The 14,589-nt window shown below is 67.4% G+C and carries 12 protein-coding genes; 8 read left to right on the forward strand and 4 right to left on the reverse strand.

Annotation, left to right across the window (positions count from 1 at the left end; genetic code table 11):
- Positions 1–85: 85 nt before the first annotated feature.
- From AAFF19_RS01795 to AAFF19_RS01805, 3 genes are all read left to right on the forward strand, one after another.
- Positions 86–1,216 (forward strand): homoserine O-acetyltransferase, encoded by a 1,131-nt coding sequence (locus AAFF19_RS01795; protein ID WP_342721151.1) that lies wholly within the window; start codon positions 86–88, stop codon positions 1,214–1,216.
- On the forward strand, positions 1,213–1,797 hold the full coding sequence (metW, locus tag AAFF19_RS01800; protein WP_008904599.1) for a methionine biosynthesis protein MetW: 585 nt from the start codon (positions 1,213–1,215) through the stop codon (positions 1,795–1,797). The genes AAFF19_RS01795 and metW overlap by 4 nt, the downstream gene beginning before the upstream one ends.
- 83 nt (positions 1,798–1,880) lie before the next feature.
- Positions 1,881–3,011, forward strand: coding sequence for a glycerophosphodiester phosphodiesterase (locus AAFF19_RS01805; RefSeq protein WP_342721152.1), 1,131 nt, complete (start codon positions 1,881–1,883; stop codon positions 3,009–3,011).
- On the opposite strand, the gene AAFF19_RS01810 is transcribed toward AAFF19_RS01805, so the two are convergent.
- Positions 2,995–3,630 (reverse strand): NAD(P)H-dependent oxidoreductase, encoded by a 636-nt coding sequence (locus tag AAFF19_RS01810; RefSeq protein WP_342721153.1) that lies wholly within the window; start codon positions 3,628–3,630, stop codon positions 2,995–2,997. The genes AAFF19_RS01805 and AAFF19_RS01810 overlap by 17 nt on opposite strands.
- A 59-nt stretch (positions 3,631–3,689) precedes the next feature.
- Positions 3,690–4,172: a MerR family transcriptional regulator gene (locus tag AAFF19_RS01815; RefSeq protein ID WP_342721154.1), complete on the reverse strand. Its 483-nt coding sequence runs from the start codon at positions 4,170–4,172 to the stop codon at positions 3,690–3,692.
- Between the two features lie 192 nt (positions 4,173–4,364).
- Between AAFF19_RS01815 and otnI the strand changes: the two genes are divergently transcribed.
- Positions 4,365–5,177, forward strand: a complete 813-nt coding sequence (gene otnI, locus AAFF19_RS01820; protein ID WP_342721155.1) for a 2-oxo-tetronate isomerase — start codon at positions 4,365–4,367, stop codon at positions 5,175–5,177.
- 186 nt (positions 5,178–5,363) lie between these two features.
- Entirely contained in the window at positions 5,364–7,358 is a 1,995-nt protein-coding gene (locus AAFF19_RS01825; protein WP_342721156.1) for a methyl-accepting chemotaxis protein, read from the forward strand.
- Positions 7,359–7,421: 63 nt separating this feature from the next.
- On the opposite strand, the gene AAFF19_RS01830 is transcribed toward AAFF19_RS01825, so the two are convergent.
- Positions 7,422–7,844, reverse strand: coding sequence for a hotdog fold thioesterase (locus AAFF19_RS01830; RefSeq protein WP_342721157.1), 423 nt, complete (start codon positions 7,842–7,844; stop codon positions 7,422–7,424).
- Positions 7,845–8,045: 201 nt separating this feature from the next.
- Between AAFF19_RS01830 and AAFF19_RS01835 the strand changes: the two genes are divergently transcribed.
- Entirely contained in the window at positions 8,046–10,943 is a 2,898-nt protein-coding gene (locus tag AAFF19_RS01835; protein WP_342721158.1) for an EAL domain-containing protein, read from the forward strand.
- Between the two features lie 49 nt (positions 10,944–10,992).
- Here the strand turns inward: AAFF19_RS01835 and AAFF19_RS01840 are convergent, their stop codons facing one another.
- Positions 10,993–12,510 (reverse strand): acetyl-CoA hydrolase/transferase family protein, encoded by a 1,518-nt coding sequence (locus AAFF19_RS01840; RefSeq protein WP_182119317.1) that lies wholly within the window; start codon positions 12,508–12,510, stop codon positions 10,993–10,995.
- Positions 12,511–12,696: 186 nt separating this feature from the next.
- Between AAFF19_RS01840 and AAFF19_RS01845 the strand changes: the two genes are divergently transcribed.
- Positions 12,697–13,455 carry a zf-TFIIB domain-containing protein gene (locus AAFF19_RS01845; protein WP_182119316.1) on the forward strand — a complete coding sequence of 253 codons (759 nt, stop codon included), beginning with the start codon at positions 12,697–12,699 and terminating at the stop codon, positions 13,453–13,455.
- Between the two features lie 192 nt (positions 13,456–13,647).
- Entirely contained in the window at positions 13,648–14,577 is a 930-nt protein-coding gene (locus AAFF19_RS01850; RefSeq protein WP_139019345.1) for a class I SAM-dependent methyltransferase, read from the forward strand.
- Positions 14,578–14,589: the final 12 nt, after the last annotated feature.

A 14,589-nucleotide genomic window follows, 5' to 3' on the forward strand; every position in this document is an offset into this window, starting at 1 on the left:
CAGCTTGCGGGCGCTTTATAAATCCTGCTAAAGACCCGTCCGACACATCCGCCCGGCCTCGTTTTTAGCGACGCCGGGTTTTTTTATGTCGTTTTTTGCCACGCCCCAGTCCATGCATTTTCCGGAGGTCCTGCCGCTGCAAAGCGGTGCGTCCATCCGCGACTACCACCTGGCCTACGAGACCTACGGCACGCTCAATGCCGACCGCTCGAACGCCGTGCTCGTGTGCCACGCCCTCAATGCCTCGCACCACGTGGCGGGCGTCTATGCCGGGCAGGACAAGAGCGAGGGCTGGTGGGACAACATGATCGGCCCCGGCAAGCCCGTGGACACCGACCGCTTCTTCGTCATCGGCGTGAACAACCTGGGCTCCTGCTTTGGCTCCACCGGCCCGATGCACCAACACCCCGACACGGGTGAGGTCTACGGCGCGGATTTCCCCGTGGTCACTGTGGAAGACTGGGTCAACGCCCAGGCGCGGTTGCTCGACCGTCTGGGCATCCAGCAACTGGCCGCCGTGCTGGGTGGCAGCCTGGGCGGCATGCAGGCATTGAGCTGGACGCTGCAGTACCCCGAGCGCATGCGCCACGCGGTGGTCGTGGCCAGCGCGCCCAACCTCACGGCCGAGAACATCGCCTTCAACGAGGTGGCGCGCCGCGCCATCGTGACCGACCCGGACTTCCACGGCGGGCACTTCTACCGCCACGGCGTGATCCCCAAGCGGGGGCTGCGCATCGCCCGCATGATCGGCCACATCACGTACCTCAGCGACGACGTGATGAACGAGAAGTTCGGGCGTCAACTGAGAGAAGGCCTGGAGCTGAAATACAGCACGCAGGACATCGAGTTCCAGATCGAAAGCTACCTGCGCTACCAGGGCGACAAGTTCAGCGACTACTTCGACGCCAACACCTACCTGCTTATTACCCGCGCGCTGGACTACTTCGACCCTGCGCGCACCCATGCCGGCAACCTCACGCGCGCCCTGGCCCGGGCGCAGGCCAGGTTCCTGCTGGTGAGCTTCACCACCGACTGGCGTTTTTCCCCCAAGCGCAGCCGCGAGATCGTCAAAGCTCTGCTCGACAACCGCCGCCGCGTGAGCTATGCCGAGATCGACGCGCCCCATGGGCACGATGCCTTTTTGCTCGATGACGCCCGCTACATGGGTGTTATGCGCTCATATTTCGATAGCATTGCCAAGGAGTTGCAATCATGACCGAAAAAGCGGCAATGCAAGCCCTGGCGCGCCTGGTGCCCCCAGGCTCGCGCGTGCTCGACCTCGGTTGCGGCAACGGCGCCATGCTGGACTACCTGCAGCGCGAGCGCGGCTGCAGTGGCTACGGCGTGGAGATCGACGACGCCAACGTGCTGGCCTGCGTGCAGCGCGGGGTGGATGTGATCCAGCTCAACCTCGACGAGGGGCTGGCCATGTTCGACGACAACAGCTTTGACGTGGTGCTGCAGATCGACACGCTGCAGCACCTGCGCAATGCTGAGACCATGCTGCGCGAGACAGCGCGTGTGGGCCGCACCGGCGTGGTGGCGTTCCCCAACTTTGCGCACTGGCCCAACCGCCTGTCCATCCTGCGCGGGCGCATGCCCGTGACGCGGCGCCTGCCCTACCAGTGGTACGACACGCCCAACATCCGCGTAGGCACCTACAAGGACTTCGAAGTGCTGGCTACCAAGAACAGCCTGCGCATCCTCGACTCCTTCGGGCTGCAGGACGGCGAAGAAGTGCGCTGGCTACCGAACGCGCGGGCAGGTACCGCAGTCTTCCACTTCGAACACGCGTAGCGCTTACCGGGGTGTACGCCCCGGCGACACGCCGCTGTCAAGCGCATAGGCTAAGGTGCGGTCTCCGTTTGCAGGAGATCCGCATGAAACGCATTGCACTGCGCGCCGTGACTGCCGCCGCGCTGCTCACCACCTGGGCGCTGGGTGCCGTCGCCCAGGCCTGGCCACCCACCCCCACCGTCATCGCCCACCGGGGCGCCTCAGCCCTGCGGCCCGAGCACACGCTGGCCGCCTATCAGCAGGCCGTTGACGATGGCGCCGACATCATCGAGCCCGACCTCGTCATCACCAAGGACGGCGTGCTGGTGGCCCGGCACGAGAACGCGATTGCCATCCTGGGCGCCGACGGCTCCGTGAAGGAAGCCACCACCGACGTGGTGGACCGCCCCGAGTTCGCAGGCCGCAAAACCACAAAAACCATCGACGGCCAGGCCATCACCGGCTGGTTCACCGAAGACTTCACCCTGGCCGAACTGAAGACCCTGCGCGCCCGCGAGCGCATCCCCGCACAGCGCCCGGCCAACGTGGCCTACAACGGCCAGTTCGAGGTGCCTACGCTGCAGGAGGTGATCGACCTGGCCAAGGCGGCGAGCGCCAAAACCGGCCGGGTGATCGGCATTTACCCCGAGACCAAACACCCCACCTACTTCCAGTCCATCGGCCTGCCGCTGGAGGCGCCGCTGCTGGCCGTGCTGGAGAAAAACGGCTGGAACCACAAAGACGCGCCCGTGTTCGTGCAATCGTTCGAGGTCAGCAACCTGCAGGCGATCCGCAAGCTCAGCAGCGTGCGTCTGGTGCAGCTGGTGGCGCCCTCGGGCCGGCCGTATGACTTTGTGGCCCAGGGCGCGGCCAACACGCGCGCCTATGCCGACCTGATCACGCCCGAGGGCCTCAAGCAGGTGGCCACCTACGCCAACGCCATCGGCCCAGTCAAGACGCTGGTGGTGCCGGTGAAGGATGGCGTACCGGGCGAGCCTACCCCGCTGGTGGCGCGTGCCCGCGCCGAAGGCCTGGCCGTGCACATCTGGACGCTGCGGCCTGAAAACGCCTTCCTGCCCGCCGGGCTGAAAAAGGCCCCCACTACCGACGGCACGGTGCGCGGCGACAGCGTGGCCGAGATCACGGCCTACCTGCGTGCGGGCATTGATGGCTTCTTCACCGACGACCCTGCCGTGGGCCGGGCGGCGGTTCAAGCCTTCACGGCGACGAAGTAACGGGCGCGGGGCGTGGCTTGCGCGGCGCGGCGCGTGCGCCCTGGCGCTCCCCCAGTTGCCGCGCCTTCACCACCCACTGCGCCAGCCGCTCGGGGCTGGCGCTGCGCACCGGGCCAAAGCTGTGTACGCGCACGGGCCGGATGCCGCAGAACTCCAGGATGGCCTTCTTCATCTGGTGGTGGCCGGGCATGCGCGTGACCCAGCGGAAGTACCAGGGCGGGGAGTCCATGGTCACCAGCAGCTCCGCCGAGCGGCCGGCCAGCAACTTGTCCCACAGCGACGAGCCCTTGCGGTACCTGAAGGCGTAGCCCGGCAGGAACGTACGGTCAATGAAACCCTTGAGCAGCGCAGGCATGGCGCCCCACCAGATGGGGTAGACCCACACCAGGTGGTGCGCCCAGGTAATGTCGGCCTGCGCGGCCAGCAAGTCAGGCTCCAGCGGGGCGGCGGCGCCGTAGCCTTGAAACAGCGGGTTGAACGCCAGCTGCCCCACGTCCAGAAACCGCACCTGTGCCCCTGCTTGTTGCGCGCCGTCGGCATACGCGCGTGCCATGCCAGCGCACAGGCTGTCGGCAGCGGGGTGGCCCAGGATGACCAAAATGTTTTGCTGCTCTGTCACAGATGCTCCCTCACGGTGGTGTTGATGGCGCCATCGTCACCTTGCCCCACGGGGCAGAGTCAAGCGGTCAGATCAAGTCGGGGCGAATCTCGCGGCGCCCCCGCGTTAGCTGCGCCAAATAGCGCGGGGTTGTGTGTGGGGGGAGCCACCGTCAGCGCGGAAGGTGTGGCGCAGGCTTCGGGCGCCACGGGCACGGCCAGCGTGTCGCAGGTGTGCAGTTCAGCTTCAAGCCCCGCAAGAGCTTCGTCCAATGCAGCAAGGCGCGCCAGCTCTTGCGCCACGGCCGCCCGCCGCCCGGCCACCAGCTGGGCCATGCGTTCCCAGCCAGCGGCCGTGTCGATGTGGGGCAGGTCGTTCAGTTCCGACAGCCGAAAGCCCAGCGCCTGGGCCCGGCGGATCAGCAACACGCGGGCCAAGTCGGCCTCGCCATAGTGGCGATAGCTGCCCGCGCGCGCCACCTTGCCCAGCAGGCCGCGGGCTTCGTACAGCCGGATGGCCTTGGGTGTGGTGCCGGTGCGTTGGGCGAGTTCTCCGATGCGCATGGGTGGCTTTCAGGAAGCGATAAAACTATGAAATTAATAGCTGTTAGCGCTTGCTGTATAAGCGCTGAGGTCCAATTTGACTCATATTTTTGGTGCAGGCCAGCGGGTTGATGCCGGGCAAGGACCGCAGGGTGCTCCAGGCTGCACGATAAGCTGCTGCGCTCTGATCTCACCTTCTGTCCCTGCCCCGCCATGCCCCAGTTTGCCGCCAACCTGAGCCTGATGTACACCGAGTTGCCGTTTCTCGACCGCTTTGCCGCTGCGGCGCGCGACGGATTTGCGGCGGTGGAGTTTCAGTTTCCCTATGCCTTCGAGCCCGCCGACATCGCCGCGCGGCTTGCGGACAACGGCCTGCAGCTGGTGCTGTTCAACGCTCCGCCTGGCGGCACCGACCGCGCCAGCTGGGCCAGCGCGTGGGAGCTGCAGGCGCGCGGCACGGCGGCGCAGCCGGGGCGCGAGGCCGAGTTCCGCGCCGGGGTGCACGAGGCGCTGCGCTATGCCGAGGTACTGGGCTGCCCGCGCATCCATGTGCTGTCGGGCATGGTGCCGCCGGGGGTGGAGCGTGAAGCGCTCAAGGACCTGTGCGCCAGCAACCTGCGCTGGGCGGCCACCGAGGCTGCGCACGCAGGGCGCGACATCCTCATCGAGCCCATCAACCTGCGCGACATGCCCCGCTACTTTCTGAACCGGCAGGACCACGCGCACGAACTGCTCGATGCCGTGCAGGCCCCCCACCTCAAGGTGCAGATGGACCTGTACCACTGCCAGATCGTGGAGGGCGACGTGGCCACCAAGCTGCAGCGCTACCTGCCCACCGGGCGTGTGGCGCACATCCAGATTGCCGGGGTGCCGGGCCGCCACGAGCCCGACCACGGCGAGCTGAACTACCCCTTCCTGTTCGACACCATCGACGCGCTGGGCTACACCGGCTGGGTGGGCTGCGAGTACAAACCGGCAGCTGGCACTACGGCAGGGCTGGGCTGGATGCACCGGAAGACGCGCTGAACCGTTTGTGTGTCCTCGCGCAGCCCAGCGGCCGCGCGCAAGTACGCAGCTTTGCGTAAGGGAATGCGTGAATAAATGTAACAAGACTCTGGCCGTAGAGTGAAGAAGGGCGTTCCCTCGCGCCGGGACCCCTTTCCAAGACCGGCTCAGCCGGCTATTAGCATTCATTTTCAGGAGACTTCCCCCATGGCCGCATCCCTCGCGAACAACCGGTCCGTCGCGCGCCAGGTCACGCTCACGGCCATCACACTGGTTGCCGTGGTGCTGGTGCTGGTGGGGCTGGCGATTGCCGTGCTGACCGAGCGCAGCACCCGGGCGCAGGTGGTGTCCAGCGTGGGCAACACGGCGCAAAGCGTGGCCCAGTCGCTGGACGCAGCAGACAACACCAACCGTGAACTGGTGCAGCTCACCATGAGGGGCTTTCAGCGCTATTTCGAGGCCAACATGCACCTCGACGAGGCCACGGGCGAGCTGCGCAGCTACGGGGCGCTGGTCAACGAGGACTACGGCTCGGTCGACAAATTTGCCAGCGAAACCGGTGGCATCGCCACGGTGTTCGCCAAGAAGGGCGACGACTTCATCCGCATCACCACTTCGGTCAAGAACGACAAGGGCGAGCGCCAGCAGGGCACCCCGCTGGGGCGCACCGACCCGGCCTACGCCAATGTCTCCAAGGGCGAGCCTTACACCGGCGTCACGGTGGTGGGTGGCAAGCCCTATATGGGGCACTACCTGCCGGCCAAGGACGCCTCGGGCAAGGTGGTGGGGCTTCTCTTTATCGGCAACGACATCAGCGTGTTCCACGCCATGCTGCAAAAGCAGGTGACGCAGACGAAATTCTTCGAGCATGGCGGCACCTACGTGATCAACCCCGGCACTTCGCTGGACCAGGCAGCATTCGTGTACCACCCCACGGCGAGCGGCAAGCGCGTGCTGGAAGCGTACCCCCAGGCACGCCCGTTTTTTGAAGCCCTGGCCGCATCGCCCGACGGCTTCGTGCGCGAAGCCGCCCCGGTTTTGGGCTCCGACGCACAGGACCCCTGGGCCCTGATGCGCAAGACCAGCGGCGGCTGGTGGGTGGTGGCCGAGGTGCCCGACGGCGAGGCCATGGCCAGCCAGCAGCGCGTGACGATGGCGGTGTGGGCCCTGATGGCGGTGGCGGTGGCGTTGCTGGCCATCGGCCTGTTCCTCATGCTGCGCCGCAGTGTCAGCCGCCCCCTGCAGGACCTGACCCAGGCCATCACCCTGGTGGCGCAGGGCGACCTGACTGAAACCTTCCGCACCACGCGGCGCGACGAGATCGGCGCGCTGGTGCAGGAGGTCGAAGGCATGCGCCAGCGCTACACGCAGATGCTGCAGCAGGTGCGCACGGCGGTGGACAGCATCACCACCGCCAGCGCCGAGATTGCCAGCGGCAACCAGGATCTGTCAGCGCGCACCGAGGCCACGGCCAGCAGCCTGGCGCAGACGGCGCAGAGCATGGACCAGCTCACCGCCACGGTGCGCCAGTCGGCCGACGCCGCACGACAGGCCAACCAGCTGGCCAGCACTGCCGCCGAGGTGGCCGCACGCGGCGGCAAGGTGGTGGGCGAGGTGGTGACCACCATGGGCGATATCAACCAGAGCTCGCGCAAGATCGCCGACATCATCGGCGTGATCGACTCGATAGCGTTCCAGACCAACATCCTGGCGCTCAATGCGGCCGTGGAGGCCGCCCGCGCGGGTGAACAGGGCCGGGGCTTTGCGGTGGTGGCCAGCGAGGTGCGTTCGCTGGCCGGGCGCAGCGCCGAGGCCGCGCGCGAGATCAAGGCGCTGATCGGCGCGTCGGTGGAGCGGGTGGAGTCGGGCGCGCGCCTGGTCCAGAACGCGGGCAGCACCATGGACGAGATCGTGGGGTCCGTCAAACGGGTGGGCGACATCATTGGCGAGATCACTGCGGCCTCGGGCGAGCAGTCCGACGGCATCGGCCAGGTCAACACCGCCGTCAACCAGCTCGATCAGATGACGCAGCAGAACGCCGCGCTGGTGGAGGAATCCGCCGCCGCCGCACAAAGCCTGCGCGAGCAGGCCACGCGCCTGGCCGGGGCGGTGCAGGTGTTCAAGCTGTCGCAGGCGGACGATGGCGAAGCGCTGCACACCTTGCCAGCGCCGGCTCCCATGCGCTCGATCACGTCGGGTTAGGCGCTGCCCGAGCGGCGCCAAGGCGCAGCAAAAGACGCGTGGCGCGGGCTGGGCGTCGCAGGATCAGCGGGGCGCCAGGATCGCCATCGTGAGGCGCGACACGCAGGTCAGCTCGCCCGCATCGTTGGCCATCTCGATCTGCCACACCTGCGTGGTGCGGCCAATGTGCACGGGCCGTGCGGTGCCCGTGACCCAGCCGCTGGTGGCCGAGCGCAGGTGGTTGGCGTTGATGTCCAGACCCACCGCATGGTGGCCTTCGGGGCTGGCGTAGTAGGCGCCGATGGAGCCCAGCGACTCGGCCAGGACCACGCTCACCCCGCCATGTAGCAGACCAAAAGGCTGCACCGTCCGGTGGTCCACCGGAACACGGCCCCGCACAAAGTCATCGCCCAGCTCGGTGATCTCGATGCCCAGGTGCTCGGCAGCGGTGTTGTGGTTGGCGGCGTTGATGATGGCCAGGGTGGCGGGTTTTTTCCAGATGGGCATGGCGGGAGGGTTGCGTGGGGCCAGAGTCTTGCAAAGGAGGTTATTGTGCCCAAGCATTGGGCGCGCGTGGGTGGGCCAGGAATGGAGGCAGCGCACCGGTGCATACAATTTGCTCAACCTTGATGACCCGGCTTGGGCCATGATTTCGGCGCCCGTGTGGGCCTGTGGCGGTCAACCAGCGAAAGGCGGTCAATGGATCGGATGGCGAAAGATAGGGACGGCACAGGGCCTGATCTGGCGGCTTGCGCACTGCAGGTGCTGGCGGCCACCACCGTGCCTGCAGCTGCCAGTGCAATACTGAGCAGCCTTGCCGAGTGTGGACTGCACGCCGATGCGGTGCTCTGGCAGACGGGGGATCATGTGGCATGCGAGCCCACCACGGCGGAGTTGCCATTGCCGCTCCCGTCCACGCTGGCCGCGCTGCTCCAGGCGCAAGGAGTGTCTTGCCACGTTTTGCACTCTGACGCCGATGGCCCGCAGGCCGTGCTGGTGGCGGCGCCAGACTCGCTCAGCCAGATCAGCCCAGCGGCGGCAGGTGTATTGCGCCTGGGCACACAGCGGCTGGCAGAGCTGCTGACGCTGCAAAACCTGCAGGCCTCGGTGCAGCACCTGGAGCAGTCGCGCCAGTTGCAGCAGGCGCTGTTTGCCATGGCCGACCTCGCCTCTTCCGATCAGGACATGGACAGCATGCTGCGCGGCCTGCACGACATCATCGGCAGGCTGATGTATGCCCGCAACTTCTTCATTGCGCTGTATGAGCCGCAGCGTGACAGCCTGCGTTTCATTTACTTTGCGGACGAGGTCGACGAGGGCATGTACGACCCCGAGCAGGAGATTCCCGCCTCCGAGCTCAAGGAAAGCTTCACGTTGGCCATCATCCGGCAGGCGCGCTCCGTGCGTGGCCCGGCATGGGAGGTGGCGCGCCAGCTCGGCATCGTGCGGGGCCCGGTGATGGGCACACCCTCGGTGGACTTCATGGGCGTGCCCATGCGCCGGGGCGCCGAGGTGCTGGGCGCCATTGCGGTGCAAAGCTACCGCGAAGGGCTGGGCTACACCGAATCGGACAGCGCGGTGCTGGGCTTTGTGGCCGAGCACGTGCTGACTGCGCTGGAGCGCAAGCACGGGCGCCAGGCGCTCGAGCGGCGTGTGCAGGAGCGCACACGCGAGCTGGCGCAGGCCAACGAGCAACTGCAGGCGCAGGTGGCCGAGCGCGAGCGCGCCGCCCACCTGCAGGCCACGCTGTACCGCATTGCCGCGCTGGCCAACGGGCAGGAAAGCGATGACCAGTTCTACCGCAGCCTGCACGCGGCCGTGGGCGAGCTGATCAACGCCGAGAACTTCTATATCGCCCTGGTGTCCGAGGACGGCAGCACCCTGCACTTTCCCTACTGCGTGGACGTGGCGGGCGAGGGCGGGAAGACCCGCCCTATGGCACGCGGGCTGAGTGAATACGTCATGCGCCAGGGGCAAACCCAGCTGGTGGACACGGGCCGGCTGGAGCAGCTGCGTGCCAGCGGTGAGGTGGCGATCCAGTCGCAAACAGGTACAACGGCCACGGTGTGCTGGCTGGGCGCGCCCCTGCTGGGTGCCCAGGGCGTGATGGGCGTGGTCACGGTGCAAAGCTACCGCCCCGACCTGATGTTTGGGGAGCAGGATGCCGCGTTGCTGACCTTTGTGTCGCACCAGATCGCCACCAGCGTGCAGCGCCGCCAGCAGGCGGAGGCCCTGCACGCGCTCAACAGCGAACTGGAGCAGCGGGTGCAGCAGCGCACCCAGGAGCTGCGCCAGGAAATCGCCATGCGCGAGCAGGTCGAAGCGCGTCTGCAGCACGAGGTGATGCACGACCCCCTCACCGGCCTGCCCAACCGGGTGTATCTGCGCGACCGCCTGGAGCGGGCGCTGGCCACCCACCGGCGCGATCCGCAGCGCGGCTTTGCGCTGCTGTACCTGGACGTGGACCGATTCAAGCTGTTCAACGACAGCCTGGGCCACCAGGCTGGCGACATCGTGTTGCGCGAGGTGGCGCGCCGCCTGCTGCAGTGCGTGCGCACCCCCGACGTGGCCGCCCGCCTGTCGGGCGACGAGTTCGCCATTCTTCTGGAGGATGGCCCGCAGCCGGCCACGGCCTGCAAGATCGCGCAGCGCATCCAGACCTGCATGCAGGAGATGGTGCAGGTGGGCGATCGTGCCCTGCGCCTGTCGGTCAGCATCGGCATCGCAGTGGGCCGCACGCACCACAAGACCATCGACGAGCTGCTGCACGACGCCGATGTGGCGCTGTACCGCGCCAAGGAGGGCGGGCGCCAGCGGTTTGTGCTGTTTGATGACCGCGAGCAGCGCGCTGCGATGGACGTGCTGCAGGTGGAGCAGGAGCTGCGCGATGCGCTACAGACCGCGCAGATCGTGCCGCATTTCCAGCCCATCGTGCGCCTGGCAGATGGTCAGGTGGTGGGCTATGAGACGCTGGTGCGGTGGCAACATCCGGTGCGGGGCTTGCTGGCCCCGGGCGACTTCCTGCCGATTGCCGAGCAGACCGGGCTCATCGAATCGGTGGACTGGCATCTGTACGGCCTGGCCTGCGAGGCCGGTGCACCCCTGGTGCACGAAGGGGGGTTCCTGACCCTGAACGTATCGGCGCGCCACTTTGCCAATGGCGACTTCGACCGGTCGCTCCTGGCGCTGTTGCGGCGCACGGGTTTTGATCCGGCCAGGCTGCACATCGAGGTGACCGAAAGCACGCTGCTGGGCGACCCCGCTGCCGTGGCTGCGATCCTGCAGCGCCTCAAGGACGCAGGTGTGGGCACGGCGCTGGATGACTTTGGCACCGGCTATTCATCACTGGGCCATGTGCACCGGTTCCCGCTGTCCATGATCAAGATCGACCGCTCTTTTACCGGCGAGCTGGACAAGGCCCAGCCGTCGCGCAGCGTGGCCATCATTGATGCGGTGCTCAGCCTGGGGCGGGCGCTCAACCTGGACGTTGTCGCCGAAGGCGTGGAGACCGATGCCCAGCGCCAGGTGCTCCTGGCCATGGGCTGCGTGTACGGCCAGGGGTACCACTTCGGCCGCCCCGCGCCGGCGGCGCACTGGGTCAGTTGAAAGGACTGACCCGCACACACGCCGCACCGCGTGAAGGGCGGACGCCTCGTCACAGGCGCATGCTGCCCGTTTCCACATAGCGCTGGTGCCACGACAGCGCCTCGTTCAGCAGGTGCGGCGTGTGCTGGCCCACCGCGCCGCGTTTTGCGCGGGCCACGTAGTCGTGCAGCGCGGGCCGGAAGTCCGGGTGCGCGCAGCGTTCGATGATGATCTCGGCGCGCTGCGAGGGCGAATGGCCGCGCAGGTCGGCCAGGCCTTGCTCGGTGACGAGGATCTGCACATCGTGCTCGGTGTGGTCCACATGCGAGGCCATGGGAACGATGCACGAAATGGCGCCGTTCTTGGCCAGCGACGGCGTCATGAAGATCGACAGGTAGGCATTGCGCGCAAAGTCGCCCGATCCACCAATGCCGTTCATGATGGCCGAGCCCATGATGTGCGTGGAATTCACGTTGCCGTAGATGTCGGCCTCGATCATCCCGTTCATCGCGATCAGGCCCATGCGCCGGATCAGCTCGGGGTGGTTGCTGATCTCCTGCGGGCGCAGCACGATGCGCTCTTTGTAGAAGTCGATGCGCTCGTTGAAGTCCTGCATCGCCGCGGGGCTCAGCGACAGGGCGGTGGCCGAGGCGCTGGCCAGCGTGCCCGAGCGCAGCATGTCCAGCATGCCGTCCTGCAGCACCTCGGTGTAGGCCGTGAGATTCTCGAACGGCCCGTTGTTCAGCCCTGCCAGCACCGCATTGGCGATGTTGCCCACGCCCGACTGCAGCGGTAGCAGGTCTTTGGGCAGGCGGCCCTTCTTTACCTCGTGCTGCAGGAACTCGATGATGTGGCCCGCGATGCGGTTGGAGGTGTCGTCGGGCGCGGCGTACACACTGTTGCGGTCGGGCTGGTTGGTCATCACCACGGCCATCACCTTGCTCGGGTCGCAGTGCAGGTAGGGCTCGCCAATGCGCTGGTTGGGCTCCGTCATCGGGATGGGCTTGCGGTGGGGGGGCACGTCGGTGCCGTAATAGATGTCGTGCATGCCCTCCAGGCCCGGGTTGTGCCACGCGTTCACTTCCAGGATCACCTTGTCGGCCTGGTCCAGCCAGGTCTTGTTGTTGCCCACCGAGGACGAGGGGATCAGCCGCCCGTCGGGCAGCACGCCCGCCACCTCGACCACGGCCACGTCGAGCTTGCCCAGAAAACCGAACCACACAAACTGCGCCACATGCGACAGGTGAATGTCCACATACTGCATGTGCCCCGCATTGATCTGGCGGCGCACCGTGGGGTCGGACTGGTAGGGCAGGCGCATTTCGATGCCGTCCACCTGCGCCAAGGCGCCATCCAGCTCGGGCGCGGTGCTGGCGCCTGTCCACAGCCCGATCTTGAAGCCCTTGCCCTGGGCGTTGAGGCTCTCGATGCGGCGGGCCAGCGCCCCGGGGACGGCCTTGGGGTAGCCCGCGCCGGTGAAGCCGCTCATGCCGACATGGGCTCCGGCAGGGATCAGCGCCGCGGCCTCGTCGGCGGACATGGTGCGGGAAAGAAAGTCTGGGTACAGCACCCGATCGGCGAAAGACATAGGCGCGCGCGCTCCGTGGGGTTCGTTCAGCAAAGCCTCCATCGTAACAAGCCGCCCTGGCCCACTACGGGTTTACCCTGAAATCATGCGGTGCCCGGCTCTGCCTGAGAAGCGCGGCCCCGGTGCGTGGCCACCCCACGCAGGGCGCCGATGACCCCTGGCCGCTGCGGGTTAGCATCGGCGCCCATGACCTCTGCCCCGTCCTGTCCCTCATGCCGCCAGCCCATGCAGATCCACCGGTTCACCAGCAACCAGGGCGAACCGCTGGAGCTGGACATCTGCTTTGCCTGCCAAGGCCTGTGGTTTGACCGGCACGAGAACCTCAAGCTCTCACCCGCATCGGTGGTGGAGCTGTTCCGCGTGCTGCACGAACACCGCACCGACCAGCACCAGCCACTGGCCGACCCCATGGCCTGCCCGCGCTGCAACACCACGCTGGCCAAGGGCTTTGACGTGGTGCGCAGCGGGCGCTACATGATCTACCGGTGCGGGCGCCAGCACGGGCGTTTCAGCGCCTTCTCGTCCTTCATGGTCGAAAAAGGCTTTGTGCGCCACATGACGCGCCCCGAGATCGACGACCTGGCCCAGCGCGTGGGCGCCATCTACTGCACCAGCTGCGGCGCACCGGTGGACATCCGCAAGGACCACGCCTGCCCCTACTGCCGCGCCGCGTTTTCGCTTATCGACCCGCAGGCCGTCATGCGCGCAATGGAGGGCTACGCGCAGGCCAGCGCCCGGGTGCCTGCGGGCACGCCGTCGTCCCCGCCGGTCGACATTGGCGATGCCCTGGTGGCCCTGGAGCGCGACCGCACGCGGGCAGAGCGCGAGCGGCATAAAAATGCGTTCGGCCACACTGCCAGCGCTGCGGATGCCGGGTTCACGGGCGACCTGCTGGCGGCGGGGGTGGAGATGGTCTGGGCGTTGATCAAAACCAGAAGCCACTGAGAGGCTAGCGTCTCAGCCTCCGGGGTCGCTCGCGCTGCAGTAGATCGCCGCGCGGGCCGCGCCATACATGATTGCCGGGCGCGGAAATTGCCCACGCGCGGGGCGATGGCGTCCACAATGGGGCAGGCCTGTGCCCAGGGCCACCCGCATCCCACCCACCGTGGCGCCTTCTCGCCACCCGAGGAGAGCCCCATGCCTCAGCCGCCGCCCCCGAGCCGACGCCGCCCCGCCCACCCGCAGCGCGCACGGGCCACCCCCGCGCAACACGGTGACTGCGGCACCGACCAACCCTGCCTGCTGGAGCGCGCCCAGCTCCACGCGGTACCCAGCACCCTGCTCATCCCCCTGGCCGCCCGCGCGCATGGCGGGCGGTACTTTGCCTGGCTGGCTTGCCAGGACGCGGTGGCCACCCGCCTGCTGGCCGGGCTGGGGGCCAACGTCAATGCGTACCTGGACGACCTGCCCACCGTGCTCAACGTGCTGTGGCGCACGCGCGCCATCAAGGAGGCCGGGCGTGCCTTCTTTGCAGAGCACCCGCAGGCACTGGGCGTCAACCTGGGCTGTGGGCTGACGCACTATTTTCAGTGGCTCGACACGGGCGCCAACCGTTGGCTCGATGCCGACCTGCCCGAGGTGATGGCGCTGCGCGAGCAGCTGCTGCCACTGCACTGCCCGCGTGCGCAGCAGGCGCGCGTGGATCTGGCGCAGCCCGGCTGGTGGAAGCGGCTGGGGCTGCCCGGCAAAGCCGGCACGCACCCGGTGCTGCTGGTGTGCGAGGGCGTATTGATGTACCTGCAGCCCGGGCAGGTGCAGGCCGTGCTGGCAGAGTTTGCGCAGTGCGCGCCGCCGGGCTCGCGCATGGTGCTGGACGTGCTCACCCGCCAGGCCGTGGGGCATGCAGCCACCCACCCCAGCGTGGGGCGCACGGGCGCAGAATTCTGCTGGGGCGTGGGCCGCATGGCCGAGCTGGAACAGGTGCACCCGCGCCTGACGCTGCTGCGCGAGCAGAGCGTGGCGGAGTGCTACGGCTGGACAGGCATTGCGCTGGACATGCTGTGGCGCCCCTGGCTGGGCGCGCCGCTTTATGGCATGGCCACACTCGGGGTGGACGCCGACCGCTGAAACCGCGGAAAT

It is taken from the genome of Acidovorax sp. FHTAMBA (genome assembly GCF_038958875.1).
GTDB lineage: Bacteria > Pseudomonadota > Gammaproteobacteria > Burkholderiales > Burkholderiaceae_C > Acidovorax.